General features: G+C 60.2%; 14 protein-coding genes. 4 read left to right on the top strand and 10 right to left on the bottom strand.

Annotation, left to right across the window (positions count from 1 at the left end):
• Position 1: 1 nt before the first annotated feature.
• The gene (locus M9827_RS13250; protein WP_250605766.1) at positions 2 to 634 is read right to left on the bottom strand and encodes a 2OG-Fe(II) oxygenase; all 633 of its coding nucleotides are present in this window, start codon (positions 632 to 634) and stop codon (positions 2 to 4) included.
• 108 nt (positions 635 to 742) lie between these two features.
• Here M9827_RS13250 and M9827_RS13245 point away from each other — a divergent pair, with 108 nt between their 5' ends.
• A complete protein-coding gene (locus tag M9827_RS13245; RefSeq protein WP_250605765.1) occupies positions 743 to 1474 on the top strand; it encodes a DUF2059 domain-containing protein in 732 nt (243 codons plus the stop codon).
• 130 nt (positions 1475 to 1604) lie between these two features.
• On the opposite strand, the gene bipL is transcribed toward M9827_RS13245, so the two are convergent.
• Positions 1605 to 2552, bottom strand: coding sequence for a phospholipase BipL (gene bipL / locus M9827_RS13240; protein WP_250605764.1), 948 nt, complete (start codon positions 2550 to 2552; stop codon positions 1605 to 1607).
• A gap of 98 nt (positions 2553 to 2650) precedes the next feature.
• Between bipL and M9827_RS13235 the strand changes: the two genes are divergently transcribed.
• Positions 2651 to 3229 carry a DUF6436 domain-containing protein gene (locus M9827_RS13235; protein WP_250605763.1) on the top strand — a complete coding sequence of 193 codons (579 nt, stop codon included), beginning with the start codon at positions 2651 to 2653 and terminating at the stop codon, positions 3227 to 3229.
• A gap of 102 nt (positions 3230 to 3331) precedes the next feature.
• Entirely contained in the window at positions 3332 to 5743 is a 2412-nt protein-coding gene (locus M9827_RS13230; RefSeq protein ID WP_250605762.1) for a penicillin acylase family protein, read from the top strand.
• A gap of 180 nt (positions 5744 to 5923) precedes the next feature.
• On the opposite strand, the gene M9827_RS13225 is transcribed toward M9827_RS13230, so the two are convergent.
• Positions 5924 to 6889 carry a GlxA family transcriptional regulator gene (locus M9827_RS13225; RefSeq protein ID WP_250605761.1) on the bottom strand — a complete coding sequence of 322 codons (966 nt, stop codon included), beginning with the start codon at positions 6887 to 6889 and terminating at the stop codon, positions 5924 to 5926.
• A gap of 224 nt (positions 6890 to 7113) precedes the next feature.
• Here M9827_RS13225 and M9827_RS13220 point away from each other — a divergent pair, with 224 nt between their 5' ends.
• Positions 7114 to 7755 carry an HD domain-containing protein gene (locus M9827_RS13220; RefSeq protein WP_250605760.1) on the top strand — a complete coding sequence of 214 codons (642 nt, stop codon included), beginning with the start codon at positions 7114 to 7116 and terminating at the stop codon, positions 7753 to 7755.
• An 80-nt stretch (positions 7756 to 7835) separates the two neighbouring features.
• Here M9827_RS13220 and M9827_RS13215 read toward each other — a convergent pair whose 3' ends face one another.
• The 7 genes from M9827_RS13215 to M9827_RS13185 all read right to left on the bottom strand — a co-directional run bounded on the left by M9827_RS13215 (position 7836) and on the right by M9827_RS13185 (position 16198).
• The gene (locus M9827_RS13215; protein WP_123454437.1) at positions 7836 to 8726 is read right to left on the bottom strand and encodes an ABC transporter permease subunit; all 891 of its coding nucleotides are present in this window, start codon (positions 8724 to 8726) and stop codon (positions 7836 to 7838) included.
• Positions 8723 to 9604: an ABC transporter permease subunit gene (locus M9827_RS13210; protein WP_185036840.1), complete on the bottom strand. Its 882-nt coding sequence runs from the start codon at positions 9602 to 9604 to the stop codon at positions 8723 to 8725. The genes M9827_RS13215 and M9827_RS13210 overlap by 4 nt, the downstream gene beginning before the upstream one ends.
• A 35-nt stretch (positions 9605 to 9639) precedes the next feature.
• Complete coding sequence (locus M9827_RS13205; protein WP_103302476.1) at positions 9640 to 10782, bottom strand: ABC transporter ATP-binding protein; 1143 nt, start codon at positions 10780 to 10782, stop codon at positions 9640 to 9642.
• 66 nt (positions 10783 to 10848) lie between these two features.
• The gene (locus M9827_RS13200; RefSeq protein WP_284676849.1) at positions 10849 to 11946 is read right to left on the bottom strand and encodes a polyamine ABC transporter substrate-binding protein; all 1098 of its coding nucleotides are present in this window, start codon (positions 11944 to 11946) and stop codon (positions 10849 to 10851) included.
• Between the two features lie 188 nt (positions 11947 to 12134).
• Positions 12135 to 13247: a polyamine ABC transporter substrate-binding protein gene (locus tag M9827_RS13195; protein WP_090287291.1), complete on the bottom strand. Its 1113-nt coding sequence runs from the start codon at positions 13245 to 13247 to the stop codon at positions 12135 to 12137.
• A gap of 171 nt (positions 13248 to 13418) precedes the next feature.
• Positions 13419 to 14783 (bottom strand): aspartate aminotransferase family protein, encoded by a 1365-nt coding sequence (locus M9827_RS13190; RefSeq protein ID WP_250605759.1) that lies wholly within the window; start codon positions 14781 to 14783, stop codon positions 13419 to 13421.
• Positions 14784 to 14839: 56 nt separating this feature from the next.
• The gene (locus M9827_RS13185; protein ID WP_007967993.1) at positions 14840 to 16198 is read right to left on the bottom strand and encodes a glutamine synthetase family protein; all 1359 of its coding nucleotides are present in this window, start codon (positions 16196 to 16198) and stop codon (positions 14840 to 14842) included.
• Positions 16199 to 16646 lie beyond the last annotated feature (448 nt).

The raw sequence follows: 16646 nt of genomic DNA, 5'->3' as shown, positions 1-16646 counted from the left end.
ATCAGAACGGCTCGTTGCCACGGCGACGGAACCAGCCGGTCAGCGACAGGCGCTCGCGGTTCGCCGGCAGCACTTCGTGGGGCACTTCACCGGAGAGAAACACCACCAGACAACCGCCAACAGGCAGCACGTCGTGCACACGGTCGTCTTTCAGATACATGCGCAACTGACCGCCATCTTCCGGCAGCCACGCGTCATTGAGGTAGACCACCACCGAGACCATGCGCTTGTCGTCGTCGCGAAAACGGTCGACGTGCTTGCGATAAAAAGCACCCGGCGGATACAGCGCGAAATGGCATTCAAAGTCCTCAAGACCAAGAAACAAGTCTCGGTTGAGCGCCTCGCGCAGGCTCTCCATCAGATTCAGATAGCGGTCGCTGGAATCGGCCTGGCCTGGGTCGATCCACTGAATGTGGTCGCCGCGAATACCCTCGCGAATCTCTGAAAACGGCCCACGGCCCACCGCCGCCGGCGCCAGTTCACCCTCGGCTTCACGTTTGCGGCACTCGGCCGCCAGCTCGCGGGTCAAACCGGCGGGCAGGAATATGTTCTGCTGCGACCAGCCGTGTTCGGCCAGGTCGTCGACAATGCGTAACAGCAGTGGGTGTTCAGAGGATATTTGCATGGCGCGCATAGTATGTCGGCGGCAAGAAATCCGACAGAGCCACGCGGCGGCTTGCTACGAATTCTCGACAAGTACCGGCACCGCACGGAGAATAGTCCGCTGCTGACAGGAGTCCCTATGCGCCGTTTGCTTTTTTCACTGTTGATGTTCTGCGTTTTGCCCGCCTGGGCGGACGGCCACGATCAGTTGTACAAGATCGCCGGCTGGCCAGATCAACGTGCGCATTTCAATGACGCCCTGAGTGCCGCGCAGCAGCGCTATCAGAACAGCCTGCCGCCCGCCGTGTTTCAAGCGCTGGTGAACAACAGCAACCAGCGCTTTGCCCCCCAGGCCATGGATCAACGTGCCGAGGCGCAACTGCGACAGAACCTCGCCGATCCGAAACCGTCCCTGACTTTCTTTCAATCGCCGCTGGGCAAGAAAATCGTCGCTGCCGAATTGCTCGCGACCCGCCGCGATCAACTGGCAAAGAACGCCAAAGGCCTGCCCAAGATGCAGGCCAGCGACAGCCGTCTGCTGATCATCGGCCACCTCGCCCAGGCCTTGCCGGCCCGTGAGGCTGGCGCCGAAGTGAGCCTGGCGATTGCGGGAGTGGCGGCGGACAGCTTGAGTTCGATGATCCCGGGACTGCTTGGCGGCGGTCAGGCGCAAGGCATGCTCAATGGTCAGCGCCAGCGCTTGATGGATCAGATCGGCGCGGACATGAACAACACGCTGCTCTACGTCTATCGCGATCTGTCGGATGAAGAGCTGGAAGAGTTTGCGACGTTTGCCGAATCGGCTGAGGGCAAGGCCTATTACCAGGCCGCGCTGGCAGCGATTCGCGCAGGGTTGGCGGTCGGGCAATGATCTTCAGCGCCTGACCGGCCGCCATCGCTGGCAAGCCTGCTCCCACAGGGTTTTACGTCGATCACAAATAATGTGAACACCAGAGAAACCTGTGGGAGCTGGCTTGCCAGCGATGGGGCCTTAAAATCCACTACAGGTTTCGGCCCCTGATCCGCTTGCTCAAGAACTCGAAATACTCCTCGCGCATCTCCACCGTTTCATTCGCCAGATGATGCCGCGCCTCGGCCAGCAGCAAGATCTGTGGCCGGTCGAACTTCCACTTCAACACCTGCAAATTGTGCTGCCAGTCCACCGTCATGTCCGCCTGCCCCTGAATGATCAGCGGCCGTCGCGGACTTTTTTTCGCGTGTTCGACGCGGATGATCCAGCGTGACAGCGCGCCCACCCACTGGGTCGGCAAGCGCCGTGGCTGCAATGGATCGGCCTGCAGAAACGGCAGGAAATCCGGATCGTTGGAGTTCTCGCTGAAGCGCCGCGTGACCCCTCTGACAAAGGGTCTGAGCAAGTAATAACTCAGTTGCGACCAGCCCCACGCCCGTGGCCGCACCAGTGGCGCCAGCAAAATCACCTGGCCCTGCGCCGGGCTGTTTTCACCATGGTTGAGCAGATGATCGACCACAATCGCCCCGCCGGTGCTCTGCCCGCACAGATGCCACGGCTGCGGCAGCGCGATCGACTGTGCCTCGGCGAACAAACCCTGCAAGACATCCTGATACTCGGAGAAATCACGGATGCTCGCGCGCGGCCCGCTCGACAGGCCATGCCCCGGCAAGTCGCAGGCGATCACTGCGAAGTCCTGATCCAGTGCCCACTCGATCACGTGCCGATACAACCCGGTGTGATCGTAGTAACCGTGCAGCAGAAACAGCGTCGCCTTGACCTTTTCCGGCCACCAGCAATGACTGACCAGTTCATAACCATCGACCTCGAAACGGCCCATGCCACGCCAGACATCCCGCTCGGGAAAGTCGGTTTGGTAAAAGCGCTGATAGGCCTTGGCCTCGTCCGACAACGGCTGCCACTCGGCCAATGGCTTGAGGCTGGCGCGTAAATGATCGGGATCGAAAGTGGCAGGCATGCGGGAATTCCAAAGCGGTAAACAGACTTTATCGGCCTGCGATATTCATCTGTAGAGGCAGACATGGCAAGCTAGCCCGCCTCTGAGGAACCAAATCCATGCGTTCGCCCTACCGCACCGCACTGTTTGCCAGCCTGCTCGCGCTGATTTGCGCCGGGGTGTTGTGGGCGGCGTACGACTGGTTTCAGGGGCGTTATCTGCGCGCATTCAGCGAACACACGGCGGTGTTTTCCGGTGATCCGCTGCGTCTGCCGGACAATCTCGCCGGTCCCGGCAAAATCCGTCTGGTGCATTTCTGGGACCCGGCCTGCCCGTGCAACGTCGGCAACCAACAGCACCTGACCGAGATGGTCGAGCAGTTCAGCGCCAAAGGCGTTGAGTTCTTCGCCGTGCAAAAAGCCGGCAGCCACGGCCAGTTACCCGCGACCCTCAGCAGCCTGAAAACCATCACGCTATTGCCCGGCTCCGAACAGGTTCCGGCCAGCCCGGCTGTGGCGATCTGGGACCGCAGCGGCAAACTGGCGTACTTCGGCCCCTACAGCGAAGGCCTGACCTGCAACTCCAGCAACAGTTTTATCGAACCGATTTTGAATGCCCTGACGGAAGATCGTCCGGTCAATGCCACGCACACCCTGGCGGTCGGTTGTTACTGCCCGTGGCCGGTGGAAACGCCGTAAGGCATTCCGGACTTTTCAAGGACAGCGCAGCACAGCACGGAAGGTCTGTGCTAATTGTTTGCAGTCCGACGGGCGGCAATCCCGCTTGCACAAGGAGTCACCATGAAGCGTGTGTTCACCGTTCTTGCCTTGCTCATCGTTGTGCTGCTTGCCGGCGTCGGCGGGTATATCTACAGCAAACAACCCACGCGCCAGGGCCAGGTCGAACTGCGCAACCTGCAGGGATCGGTGACCGTGCGCTACGACGAGCGCGGCGTGCCACACATTCGTGCCGAGAACGAAACCGACCTGTACCGCGCCCTCGGTTATGTGCATGCCCAGGATCGCCTGTTCCAGATGGAAGCCATGCGCCGCCTCGCTCGCGGCGAACTGGCCGAAGTGCTCGGGCCGAAACTGCTCGACACCGACAAACTGTTCCGCAGCCTGCGCATCCGTGAGCGCGCCACCAGTTACGTCGCCAGCCTCGACAAGCAGTCACCGGCGTGGAAGGGTCTGCAAGCCTATCTGGATGGCATTAACCAGTATCAGGACACCCACGCCGCGCCAATCGAGTTTGACGTGCTGGGCATCCCCAAACGGCCGTTCACCGCAGAAGACAGCATCAGCGTCGCCGGCTATATGGCCTACAGCTTTGCTGCGGCGTTTCGCACCGAGCCGTTGCTGACTTATGTGCGCGATCAACTCGGCGCCGATTACCTCAAGGTCTTCGATCTCGACTGGCAACCCAACGGGGTGCTGACCAGCCGTCACGCCAAGCCAGCGCCGGCCCTCGCCGCCGGCGACTGGAAAGACCTCAACGCCCTCGCCCGCCTTAGCGAACAGGCGTTGATCGATCATGGCCTGCCACAATTCGAAGGCAGCAACGCCTGGGTCATCGCCGGCAGCCGCAGCCAGAGCGGCAAGCCTCTGCTGGCAGGTGATCCGCACATTCGTTTCTCGGTGCCGTCGGTGTGGTACGAGGCGCAATTGTCGGCGCCGGGCTTTGAGTTGTACGGTCATCATCAGGCGCTGGTGCCGTTCGCGTTTTTAGGACACAACCTGGATTTCGGCTGGAGCCTGACCATGTTCCAGAACGACGATCTGGACTTGATCGCCGAGAAGGTCAATCCGGATAACCCGAATCAGGTCTGGTATCGCGGCCAGTGGACCGACATGCTCGTCACGCAGCAGCAGATCAATGTAAAGGGCGAGCCACCGGTGACCCTCACCCTGCGCCAATCGCCCCACGGCCCGATCGTCAACGATGCACTGGGGACTGCTGCCGGGAAAACGCCGATTGCGATGTGGTGGGCCTTCCTCGAAACGCCGAACCCGATCCTTGAGGGCTTCTACCAACTCAATCGCGCCGACACCCTGGCCAAGGCCCGCGCCGCAGCGGCGAAAGTCCAGGCGCCGGGGCTGAACCTGGTTTACGCCAACGCCAAGGGCGATATCGCCTGGTGGGCCTCGGCGCTGCTGCCCAAGCGTCCGGCCGGGGTGCGCCCGGAATTCATTCTCGACGGCAGCAGCAATCAGGCGGACAAGGACGGCTTCTACCCGTTCAGCGCCAACCCGCAGGAAGAGAACCCGGCACGCGGCTACATCGTCTCGGCCAACTTCCAGCCCGTGTCGCCGACCGGGATGGAGATTCCCGGCTACTACAACCTCGCCGATCGCGGCCAGCAACTCAATCGCCAGCTCAGCGACAAGAGCGTGAAGTGGACCAACGAGGCCAATCAGAAGCTGCAACTGGGCACCGCCACCGATTACGGCCCGCGCTTGCTCGCGCCGTTGCTGCGAGTATTGCGTGAAGTCGTCAGCGATCCGGCGCAACTGAAACTGGTCGAGCAACTGGCGCAGTGGCCGGGCGACTATCCGCTCGACTCAGTCAGCGCGACGCTGTTCAACCAGTTCCTCTACGACCTCGCCGATGCGGCAATGCGCGATGAGTTGGGCAACGACTTCTTCGAGACATTGCTGTCGACGCGGGTGATCGATGCGGCGCTGCCGAAACTGGCGGCGAATGCCGATTCGCCATGGTGGGATAACCGCAGCACACCGAACAAGGAGACCCGCGCCGATATCGTCCGCACGGCGTGGCAGGCGAGCATGCAGCACCTGAAGCTGACCCTCGGCGACAACACTGCGGAGTGGAAGTGGGGCGTGGCACATACCCTGACCCATGGCCATCCGCTGGGGCAGCAGAAGCCGCTGGATCAGGTTTTCAATGTCGGTCCGTTTGCGGCGCCGGGCAGTCATGAAGTGCCGAACAACCTCTCGGCGAAGATCGGTCCCGCGCCGTGGCCGGTGACGTATGGGCCGTCGACGCGGCGCTTGGTGGATTTTGCCGATCCGGCGCATGGCCTGACGATCAACCCGGTCGGTCAGAGCGGTGTGCCGTTCGACAGTCACTATGATGATCAGGCTGAAGCGTATGTCGACGGGATGTATGTGCAGGCGCATTTCACTGCCGAAGAGGTGACGGCGAATACGCGCAGTACCTTGAAGCTGTTGCCGGCGCGGGCTGCGCCTTAAGAGCCCCTCACCCTAGCCCTCTCCCAGAGGGAGAGGGGACTGACCGAGGTGTCTTTCGCTATGCACCGACCTGAGATATCGAGTCGATTATGGATTCGGTACAGCAACATCACTTCGGCGTATCTCCCCAATATCCCCGAATCGGCCCCCTCTCCCTCTGGGAGAGGGCTGGGGTGAGGGTCACAGCCTCAACGCAAAATTCAGCCGAAACTGCTGCGGCGTCACCCCCAGCCGGCGGTTGAACACAGTGCGCATATGTTGCGCATCACGAAACCCGCACTGATACGCCACGGTCTTCAACGGCGCCGCCGTGCTTTCCAGCATCACCCGCGCCGCATCCACTCGCGCCCGCTCGACAAACTCCGCCGGCGTCACCTTGGCCTCCCGAGCAAACACCCGCGAGAAATTGCGCGCACTCATGTTCGCCGCATTGGCCAGATCGGCAATCGTCAGATCACCCGTCAGATTCGCCAGCACATACAACTGCACCAGTGCCACCGCCGAAGTCGGTTCCGCGTGCGGCGTGAGGAACGGGCTGAACTGCGACTGGCCACCCGAACGCTGGGTGAACACCACCAACCGTTTGGCCACACTCAGCGCCACTTCAGCGCCGTGATCCCGCGCCAGCAGGTACAGCGACAGATCAATCCCCGCTGTGACCCCGGCCGAGGTGTAGAGCGTGCCGTCCTCGACATACAGGCGATCCGCTTCGACCTGCGTTGTCGGGCACAACTGCGCCAGCGCCTCGGCATCGTTCCAGTGCGTGGTGACGGTGCGCCCGGCGAGCAATCCGGCCCGCGCGAGCATGAACGCGCCATTGCAGATCGAACCGAAGCGCTGCGCCCGTGCACAGGTCCCGCGCAGCCAATCATCAAACGTCGCGCCAAAATCCATGAATGGCAGTTGCGGGCCGCCAGCGACCAGCAACAGGTCGTAGGCGTCGAGTGCTTCGCTGAAATGCCGATGGGCATTCAGGGTCAAACCGTTGGAACAGGCCATCGGCCCGTGCTCGACGCCGATTACGTCGAGCCGATAGTGAGCCTCGGGCGCCAGGAAGCGATTGGCCTCGGCGAACACATCCATCGGGCCGCTGACGTCCAGCGACTGCACGCCTGGGAACACGACGATGGCGACGGTTTTGGTCATGACTGTGGATTCCCTTTCAAGAGCAAAAGATCGCGGCCTTCGGCAGCTCCTACAGGGGAATGCGGGCTTCTGTAAGAGCTGCCGCAGGCTGCGATCTTTTAGCTTGGCACGATTTGCAGGCGGATTGGCAAGGATCGCAGCCATGGATCGATTGTCCGCATCCAGCGTCGGGAACAGACTTTTCCCATCAGCGCCACCACGGCGTTTCAGTGAGGAAACTTGCCATGACCACGACCATCGCCGGCATCAAAATCCCCGACAGCGCCCTCGCCCGGGCCACCACCGAGTACATCCGCGACATCGAATCCGACCTGCTCTATCACCACTCGCGCCGGGTCTTTCTGTTCGGCGCACTGAGCGGCGAGCGCCAGCAACTGGCTTACGATCCGGAGTTGCTCTACGTCGGCGCAATGTTCCACGACCTCGGTCTGGTCGAAGGCCACCGCAGTGATGACGAGCGTTTTGAAGTCGACGGTGCCAATGCAGCGGCGGCGTTTCTCAAACCGTACGGGGTGAGTGATGACGACATCGAACAAGTCTGGCTGTCGATTGCCCTGCACACCACGCCCGGCGTGCCGAAGCATCTGCGTCCGACCGTGGCGCTGGTGACCGCTGGTGTGGAAATGGATGTGCTGGGCATGGACTACGCAGCGTTCAGCACCGTGCAGCGTGAGGCAGTGGTGCATGCGCATCCGCGTGGGGACGGTTTCAAGGAGTGCATCATCTGCGCGTTTGCCGACGGCTTGCGCCATCGTCCGCAGACCACGTTCGGCAATGTGAAGACCGATGTGCTGAAGGATCAGCAGCCGGGGTTCAAGCCGATAAACTTTGTTGAAGTCATCCGCCAATCTCCCTGGACTGCATAAAACAAAATGTGGGAGCGAGCCTGCTCGCTCCCACATTGGGATTTGGGTTGGCCTAGAGATTGAGGCCAACCCGATATGGCTTACGCCGCTTCCGGCGCCGGTGCGCGACGCACGTCCGGCTGCTTCCACGAATCGGCTGCGCTTTCTTCGATGGCTTGCTGGATGGCTTTCTTGCGCGCTTCTTCGGCACGGCGACTGAAGAACCAGACCATGAAGGTCACGATCGACACCGCCAGCAGAATCAGACTGGCCACGGCATTGATCTCGGGCTTCACGCCCAGACGTACCGCCGAGAACACTTCCATCGGCAGGGTCGTCGACCCCGGACCGGAGACGAAGCTCGCCAGCACCAGGTCATCCAGCGACAGCGCGAACGACATCATGCCGCCCGCCGCCAGCGATGGCGCGATCATCGGGATGGTGATCAGGAAGAACACCTTCCACGGCCGTGCACCAAGGTCCATGGCCGCTTCTTCGATCGACAGGTCCAGCTCACGCAGACGCGCCGACACCACCACCGCCACATACGCCGCGCAGAACGTGGTGTGAGCGATCCAGATGGTGACGATGCCACGTTCCTGCGGCCAGCCGATCATCTGCGCCATGGCCACGAACAGCAGCAACAGCGACAGACCGGTGATCACTTCCGGCATCACCAACGGCGCCGTCACCAGACCGCCGAACAGCGTGCGGCCCTTGAAACGGGTGATGCGGGTCAGCACAAACGCTGCCAGCGTGCCCAGCGCCACCGCCGCGACGGCGGTGTAGCAGGCGATTTCCAGCGAGCGCAGCACCGAGCCCATCAGTTGCGTGTTGTCGAGCAGGCCGACGTACCACTTGATCGACCAGCCGCCCCACACCGTCACCAGTTTCGAGGCGTTGAACGAGTAGATCACCAGGATCAGCATCGGCAGGTAGATGAACAACAAACCCAGAACCAGCATCAGGCTGGAGAAACGGATGCGCTTCATTCTTTGCCCTCCATTTCTTTGGCCTGACTGCGGTTGAACAGAATGATCGGCACAATCAGGATCGCCAGCATCACCACCGCCAGCGCGGACGCCACCGGCCAGTCACGGTTGTTGAAGAACTCTTGCCAGAGCACTTTACCGATCATCAGGGTTTCCGGACCGCCGAGCAGTTCCGGGATCACGAACTCGCCCACCACCGGGATGAACACCAGCATGCAGCCGGCAATGATCCCGTTCTTGGACAGCGGAATAGTGATTTTCCAGAAGCTGTTGAAGGTACTCGAACCGAGGTCGGAAGCCGCTTCGAGCAGACTGTTGTCGTGCTTCACCAGGTTGGCGTACAGCGGCAGGATCATGAATGGCAGATACGAATAAACAACACCGATGTACACCGCGAGGTTGGTGTTGAGGATCTGCAGCGGCTCGTCGATCAAGCCCATGCTCATCAGGAAACCGTTGAGCAGGCCGTTGTTGCTGAGGATGCCCATCCACGCGTAAACGCGGATCAGGATCGCTGTCCAGGTCGGCATCATGATCAGCAGTACCAGCACCGTTTGCAGCTCTTTACGGGCGGTGGCAATGGCGTAGGCCATCGGGTAACCGATCAACAGGCACAACAGCGTGCTGATAAATGCCATTTTCAGCGAGCCGAGATAAGCGGCGATGTACAACTCGTCGCCCGCCAACATCGCGTAGTTGCCCAGGTTCAGCAGCAGTTGCAGCTTCTGCTCGGCGTACGTGTAGATCTCGGTGTACGGCGGGATGGCCACGTCGGCTTCGGCGAAGCTGATCTTCAGGACGATGAAGAACGGCAACATGAAGAACAGAAACAGCCAGATGAACGGAACCCCGATGACCAGTTGCCGGCCATTGGGGATTATTCGGTTGATGCGGCGTTTGAATTTGCGCATGTTCATGAGCGGAGTACCACGCCGCTGTCGTCTTCCCACCACACGTAAACCTGATCGCCCCAGGTCGGACGCGCGCCGCGACGTTCGGCGTTGGCGACGAACGACTGCACCAGCTTGCCGCTCGGCAATTCAACGTAGAACACCGAGTGCCCGCCGAGGTAGGCGATGTCGTGGACTTTGCCGCTCGACCAGTTGTATTCGCAGGTCGGCTGGTCGGCGGTGACCAGCAGCTTCTCCGGACGGATCGCGTAGGTTACGGACTTGTCCTGCACCGAGGTGCTGATGCCGTGGCCAACGTAGATCTGTCGGTCGAGGTCTTTGCAGGTGATGGTCGCGTGGCCTTCGGCGTCGTCGATCACTTCACCTTCGAAGATGTTGACGTTGCCGATGAATTCGCAGACCAGACGGCTGGTCGGGGTTTCGTAGATGTCGATCGGGCTGCCGATCTGGGCGATCCAGCCCAGGTGCATGATCGCGATGCGCTCGGCCATGGTCATGGCCTCTTCCTGGTCGTGGGTCACCATCACGCAGGTCACGCCGACGCGCTCGATGATTTCCACCAGTTCCAGCTGCATCTGCGAACGCAGTTTCTTGTCCAGTGCGCCCATCGGCTCATCGAGCAGCAGCAGCTTCGGCCGCTTGGCCAGCGAACGCGCCAGCGCCACCCGCTGACGCTGACCGCCAGACAGTTGGTGCGGCTTGCGCTTGGCGTACTGGCTCATCTGCACCAGCTTGAGCATCTCGGCCACACGAGCGTCGATCTCGGCCTTGGGGATTTTGTCCTGCTGCAGGCCGAAAGCGATGTTCTGCGCCACGGTCATGTGCGGGAACAAGGCGTACGACTGGAACATCATGTTGATCGGACGTTCGTACGGCGGCATGTCGGTGATGTCGACGCCGTCGAGAAAAATGCGCCCCTCCGTGGGCCGTTCGAACCCTGCCAGCATCCGCAACAGAGTGGATTTGCCCGATCCCGAACCGCCGAGCAGGGCGAAAATCTCGCCTTTCTTGATTTCCAGGGACACATCGTCCACGGCAATCGTCTCGTCGAACTTCTTCGTGACCCGGTCGATTTTGACCAACACCTGTTTAGGTGTCTGGTCGCCCTCGAGGGCTTTCTTATAGGCGCCGGAGGCAACTGCCATTTACGAAACTCCCAGAAAAAAAGAGTGCAGTTCGCCCAATGCGGACGAACCCAGGATAGTTGTGCCTTATTTGCCCGACTTGACCTTGGTCCAGCTGCGGGTCATCAAACGTTGAATATTGGGCGGCAACTCGGTCGACACGTAGGTCTTGTCGAGGACTGCTTGCGGTGGATAAACCGCTTCATCGGTGCGAATGGACTGTTCCATCAGCTTGTCCGAACCCGGGTTGGGGTTGGCGTACCCGACGTAATCACTGACCTGGGCAATCACCTCAGGTTTCAGCAAATAGTTGATGAAGGCGTGGGCCTCTTTGACGTTGGACGAATCCTTCGGAATCGCCAGCATGTCGAACCACAGCGCGCCGCCTTCTTTGGGGATCGAATAGGCGATGTTGACGCCCTTCTTGGCTTCCTCGGCGCGGTGCTTGGCCTGGAAGATGTCGCCGGAGAAACCGATGGCCACACAGATGTCGCCGTTGGCCAGATCGCCGATGTACTTGGACGAGTGGAAGTAGGTCACGTACGGACGCACGGCGAGCAGTTTGGCCGTGGCCTTTTCGTAGTCCTTGGTGTTGGTGCTGTTGGCGTTCAGGCCCATGTAGTTGAGCACGGTCGGCATCATTTCATCGGCCGAATCGAGGAACGCGACGCCGCAGCTGTGCAGTTTCTTGATGTTCTCGGGTTCGAACAGCACGCCCCAGGAATCGATCTTGTCGACGCCGAGCACTTCCTTGACCTTGTCGACGTTGTAACCGATGCCGTTGGTGCCCCACAGGTACGGCACGGCGTACAGGTTGCCCGGGTCGTTCTGTTCCAGACGCTTAAGCAGCACCGGGTCGAGGTTGGCATAGTTCGGCAGCTGCGACTTGTCGAGCTTCTGGAACGCACCCGCCTTGATCTGCTTGCCAAGGAAGTGGTTCGACGGCACGACCACGTCGTAACCGGTACGCCCGGCCAGCAGCTTGCCTTCCAGGGTTTCGTTGGAATCGAAGACGTCGTAGACCGGTTTGATCCCGGTTTCTTTCTGAAAATCGGCCAGCGTGGTCTCGCCGATGTAATCGGACCAGTTATAAATATGCACCGTACCGGCGGCCTGGGCTCCGACAGCGATCGTCAGGCCGGCAGTGGCCAGCAGGGCTTTGCGCAAAGAAGAAAAAATAGGCAAGTGGAGGTCCTCTAAATTAGTTGGGCCCAAGTTGCCCCGCGCTGCATGACAGCCATGACTGCCCGGCAACAAAACCGGCGCGCAACTTACCCTCGAAAAACCGTTCCTGCAAAACTTCCTGTCATTTAATTAATCCGCTGGCCGCCCTCGCGGGGAATGACGGCCAGCGGTTGTTGCATCAAACCGGCTTATTTACCGGATTTGATCTTGGTCCAGCTACGAGTGATCAGGCGCAGGGTCGCTGCGTCCAGGTCGCTGATCGCGTAGAGCTGTTTTTTCACTTCAGCCGACGGGTAGATGCTCGGATCGCTGGTGATGTCCTTATCCACCAGTGGCGTGGCAGCTTTGTTACCGTTCGGGAAACGCACGGCGTTGGTGATGCCCGCCATCACTTGCGGCTCAAGCAGGTAGTTCATGAACTTGTAGGCGGCTTCGACGTTTTCGGCATCCTTGGGAATGGCGACCATGTCGTAGAAAGTGCCAGCGCCTTCTTTTGGAATGGTGTAGGCCAGCTTGACCTTGTCACCGGCTTCCTGGGCGCGGGTCTTGGATTGTTCCAGGTCACCCGAGTAACCGACGGCGACGCAGATGTTGCCGTTGGCCAGGTCAGAGATGTACTTGGAGGAATGGAAGTAGGCAACCGAAGGACGAATCTTCAGGAACAGGTCTTCGGCGGCCTTCAGGTCAGCCTTGTCCTTGCTGTTGGTCGGTTTGCCCAGATAGTGCAACGCCGCCGGAATCATTTCGGTCGGCGCGTCGAGGAAGCTTACGCCGCAGCTTTTGAGCTTCTCGATGTTTTCAGGCTTGAACACCACGTCCCAGGAATCGATCTTGTCGATGCCCAGCGCTGCCTTGACCTTGGCCGGGTTGTAGCCGATGCCGATTGAGCCCCACATGTACGGGAATGCGTGCTTGTTGCCTTGGTCGCTGGCATCGCCAACAGCCTTGAGCAGGTCTTCGTCGAGGTTCTTCCAGTTCGGCAGCTTGGACTTGTCCAGCTCCTGGTAGACACCGGCCTTGATCTGCTTGGCGAGGAAGTTGTTGGAAGGCACCACAATGTCGTAACCGGACTTGCCGGCCAGCAACTTGGCTTCCAGGGTTTCGTTGCTGTCGAAGACGTCGTAGACGACTTTGATCCCGGTGGCTTTTTCGAAATTGGCCACGGTATCTGGCGCAATGTAGTCGGACCAGTTGTAGACGTGCAGTACCTTGTCGTCCGCGTGAACCGCACCCGCCATCATGCCCGCCACGGACAGCGCGAGAAGTGTCTTGCCAGCAAGCTTTTTACCTAATGCCTTCATGCGTCATGCTCCAAATTTTTCTTTTTTGAACCACTTTGTTCAGCGGCCGAACCCGGACAACTGGAACCGCGGCTAGTCTGGCAAGATCCGAGGCGGTCTTTCAAGAAAAGACCGGCCTTTCTGACAGCTTTGAGCGAGAGCGCCGCAGCTCCCCCGCTCAGAGCCTAGCACTTAGCCTTGCAACGCACTGAGGGTCAGGTCCAGACACTTGCGTGCCTTTGTAACCAGCTCATCGATCTCGGCTTTGCTGATCACCAGCGGCGGCGCGATGATCATGGTGTCGCCCACAGCGCGCATGATCAGGCCATTGTCGAAGCAGAACTGGCGGCAGATCATGCCGACGCCCTTGCCTTCGTAACGCTTGCGCGCGGCCTTGTCCTGCACCAGCTCGATCGCGCCCAACAGACCGACTCCGCGAACTTCACCCACCAACGGGTGATCGTTCAGTTCCCGCAGACGTTTCTGCAAATACGGTGCCGTTTCGTTGTGCACGTTCTCGATAATTTTTTCGTCGCGCAGGATGCGGATGTTTTCCAGACCCACCGCTGCCGCCACCGGATGACCGGAGTAAGTGAAGCCGTGGTTGAAATCGCCACCTTCATTGAGCACCGCCACCACCGAGTCGCGGACGATCAGGCCACCCATCGGGATGTAGCCGGAGGTCAGGCCTTTGGCGATGGTCATCATGTCCGGCTTGAGGTCGTAGAAATCGCTGCCGAACCACTCACCGGTGCGACCGAAACCGCAGATCACTTCGTCCGCCACGAACAGGATGTCGTACTTGGCGAGGATTTCCTTGATGCGCGGCCAGTAGCTGTCGGGCGGAATGATCACGCCACCGGCACCCTGGATCGGCTCGGCAATAAAGGCACCGACGTTGTCGACGCCGACTTCGAGAATCTTCTCTTCCAACTGATTGGCCGCCCAGATGCCGAACTCTTCCGGGGACATGTCGCCGCCCTCGGCGAACCAGTACGGCTGCGCGATGTGGACGATGCCCGGGATCGGCAAGTCGCCTTGTTCGTGCATATACGTCATGCCACCCAGGCTCGCGCCGGCCACGGTCGAACCGTGATAACCGTTCTTGCGGCTGATGATGACTTTCTTGTTCGGCTGGCCCTTGATCGCCCAGTAGTGGCGAACCATGCGCAGCATGGTGTCGTTGCCTTCGGAGCCGGAACCGGTGAAGAACACGTGGTTCATGCCTTCCGGCGCCACGTCGGCAATGGCCTTGGCCAGCTCCAGTGCCGGCGGGTGCGCGGTCTGGAAGAACAGGTTGTAGTACGGCAGTTCGCGCATCTGTTTGGCGGCCGCGTCGGCCAGCTCATCGCGACCGTAACCGATGGCCACGCACCACAGACCGGCCATGCCGTCGAGAATCTTGTTGCCTTCGCTGTCCCACAGGTAAACGCCCTTGGCGTTGGTGATGATCCGCGGGCCTTTCTCTTTCAGTTGCTTGAAGTCACTGAACGGGGCCAGGTGGTGATCATTGCTGAGTGCTTGCCACTCGCGGGTTTGCGGGTTGTTGCTGGTCATGCCAATTCTCCTTGTTATCGGTGAAGACGCGGCTGCTGCCAGCCGCGCCCGGCGTATCAGACGGCGAAGAGCAGGTACTCACGCTCCCAGGAACTGATCACGCGCTTGAAGTTTTCATGCTCGGCCCGTTTTACCGCGACGTAGCCAGTGATGAAGGTTTTGCCCAGGTACTTCTCGATGGTCGCGCTGTTTTCCATACGTTCCAGCGCATCTTCGATGGTCAGCGGCAGGCGCAGGTTGCGGCGTTCGTAACCACGACCAACCACTGGCGCACTCGGGTTGAGGCCTTCGACCATGCCGATGTAACCGCAGAGCAGGCTCGCGGCAATCGCCAGGTACGGGTTGGCGTCGGCACCCGGCAGGCGGTTTTCCACGCGGCGGTTCTGCGGGCCGGCATCCGGTACGCGCAGGCCCACAGTACGGTTTTCTTCGCCCCACTCAACGTTCACCGGCGCTGAGGTGTCCGGCAGGAAGCGGCGGAACGAGTTGACGTTCGGTGCGAACAGCGGCAGCAATTCCGGGATCAGTTTCTGCAGGCCACCGATGTGGTGCAGGAACAGCTGGCTCATGGTCCCGTCTTCATTAGAGAAGACGTTCTTGCCGGTTTCGATGTCGATGATGCTCTGGTGCAAGTGCATGGCACTGCCCGGCTCGCCGGTCATTGGCTTGGCCATGAAGGTCGCGGCCACGTCGTGTTTGAGCGCGGCTTCACGCATGGTGCGTTTGAACACCAGAATCTGGTCGGCCAGCGACAGGGCGTCGCCGTGACGGAAGTTGATTTCCATCTGCGCCGTGCCGTCCTCGTGGATCAGCGTGTCGAGATCCAGCTCCTGCAGTTCGCACCAGTCGTAGACGTCTTCGAACAGCGGGTCGAATTCGTTCGCCGCTTCAATGGAGAACGACTGACGACCGATTTCCGGACGGCCCGAGCGACCAATCGGCGGCTGCAACGGATAGTCAGGGTCGTCGCTGCGCTTGGTCAGGTAGAACTCCATTTCCGGCGCCACGATCGGCTGCCAGCCCTTGTCGGCATAAAGCTTGAGGACTTTCTTGAGCACGTTGCGCGGCGACAGCTCGATCGGGTTGCCTTGCTTGTCGTAGGTATCGTGGATTACCTGAGCTGTTGGCTCGATAGCCCATGGCACCAGGTACACGGCGTTCTGGTCGGGACGACAGATCATGTCGATGTCGGCCGGGTCGAGCAGTTCGTAATAGATGTCGTCTTCGACGTAGTCGCCGGTCACGGTCTGCAACAGCACGCTTTCTGGCAGGCGCATGCCTTTTTCGGCGATGAACTTGTTGGTCGGCGAGATCTTGCCCCGGGTGATGCCGGTCAAGTCGCCGATCATGCATTCGACTTCTGTGATCTTGTGGTCTTTCAACCAATCGGTGAGCTGGTCGAGGTTGTTACTCATAAATGCCTCTGGGCTGAGTCTCCTGACGTGACGTCAGGCAAAGTGTGACGCCTGGGCGTCGCGTTAAGGGGGCTTGCTCGCGCAGTACCGGCTTACGCCTGGCACCGCGCATAGACAATGAAAGAGGAGCTTACCTGCCCTTTACGCTGGCGTTGCATTTCCTGTGCACACTGAAGGCGTGCAGAATCATGAGCACGACTGGAGAAGCGACACAGGCTTTGAGGGTGAAAGCGATCTATATTGGAAGGAGACGCCATAAACAGGATGCTTTCCCGTACGTCCAGAATATCGGACGCTGGCACTTGAACGGCCATGGACGGGAACATCGTCGCTAACGGGCGAGCCATGCTGGCTGCGCTACCGACGGATTTGTCGCCACTGATGTGATGAGCATGCAGACCGGACTGTTGCGAGCAGTCGGTGATGCCGATTAACGGCAGGCGAGACA

Origin of the sequence: Pseudomonas sp. AKS31 (assembly GCF_023634765.1) — a bacterium.
In the GTDB taxonomy this organism is placed as follows: domain Bacteria; phylum Pseudomonadota; class Gammaproteobacteria; order Pseudomonadales; family Pseudomonadaceae; genus Aquipseudomonas.
Note: the sequence above shows the minus strand (reverse complement) of the source record. Positions and strands in the feature narration are given on the sequence as shown.

Bases quoted from the DNA above. Each gene is read 5' to 3' on its own strand.
- M9827_RS13190 (WP_250605759.1), bottom strand. From the start codon at position 14,783: ATGACCAGCAACAACCCGCAAACCCGCGAGTGGCAAGCACTCAGCAAT.
- M9827_RS13225 (WP_250605761.1), bottom strand. From the start codon at position 6,889: ATGACCAAAACCGTCGCCATCGTCGTGTTCCCAGGCGTGCAGTCGCTG.
- M9827_RS13245 (WP_250605765.1), top strand. From the start codon at position 743: ATGCGCCGTTTGCTTTTTTCACTGTTGATGTTCTGCGTTTTGCCCGCC.
- M9827_RS13195 (WP_090287291.1), bottom strand. From the start codon at position 13,247: ATGAAGGCATTAGGTAAAAAGCTTGCTGGCAAGACACTTCTCGCGCTG.
- M9827_RS13250 (WP_250605766.1), bottom strand. From the start codon at position 634: ATGCGCGCCATGCAAATATCCTCTGAACACCCACTGCTGTTACGCATT.
- bipL (WP_250605764.1), bottom strand. From the start codon at position 2,552: ATGCCTGCCACTTTCGATCCCGATCATTTACGCGCCAGCCTCAAGCCA.
- M9827_RS13230 (WP_250605762.1), top strand. From the start codon at position 3,332: ATGAAGCGTGTGTTCACCGTTCTTGCCTTGCTCATCGTTGTGCTGCTT.
- M9827_RS13205 (WP_103302476.1), bottom strand. From the start codon at position 10,782: ATGGCAGTTGCCTCCGGCGCCTATAAGAAAGCCCTCGAGGGCGACCAG.
- M9827_RS13215 (WP_123454437.1), bottom strand. From the start codon at position 8,726: ATGAAGCGCATCCGTTTCTCCAGCCTGATGCTGGTTCTGGGTTTGTTG.
- M9827_RS13235 (WP_250605763.1), top strand. From the start codon at position 2,651: ATGCGTTCGCCCTACCGCACCGCACTGTTTGCCAGCCTGCTCGCGCTG.
- M9827_RS13220 (WP_250605760.1), top strand. From the start codon at position 7,114: ATGACCACGACCATCGCCGGCATCAAAATCCCCGACAGCGCCCTCGCC.
- M9827_RS13185 (WP_007967993.1), bottom strand. From the start codon at position 16,198: ATGAGTAACAACCTCGACCAGCTCACCGATTGGTTGAAAGACCACAAG.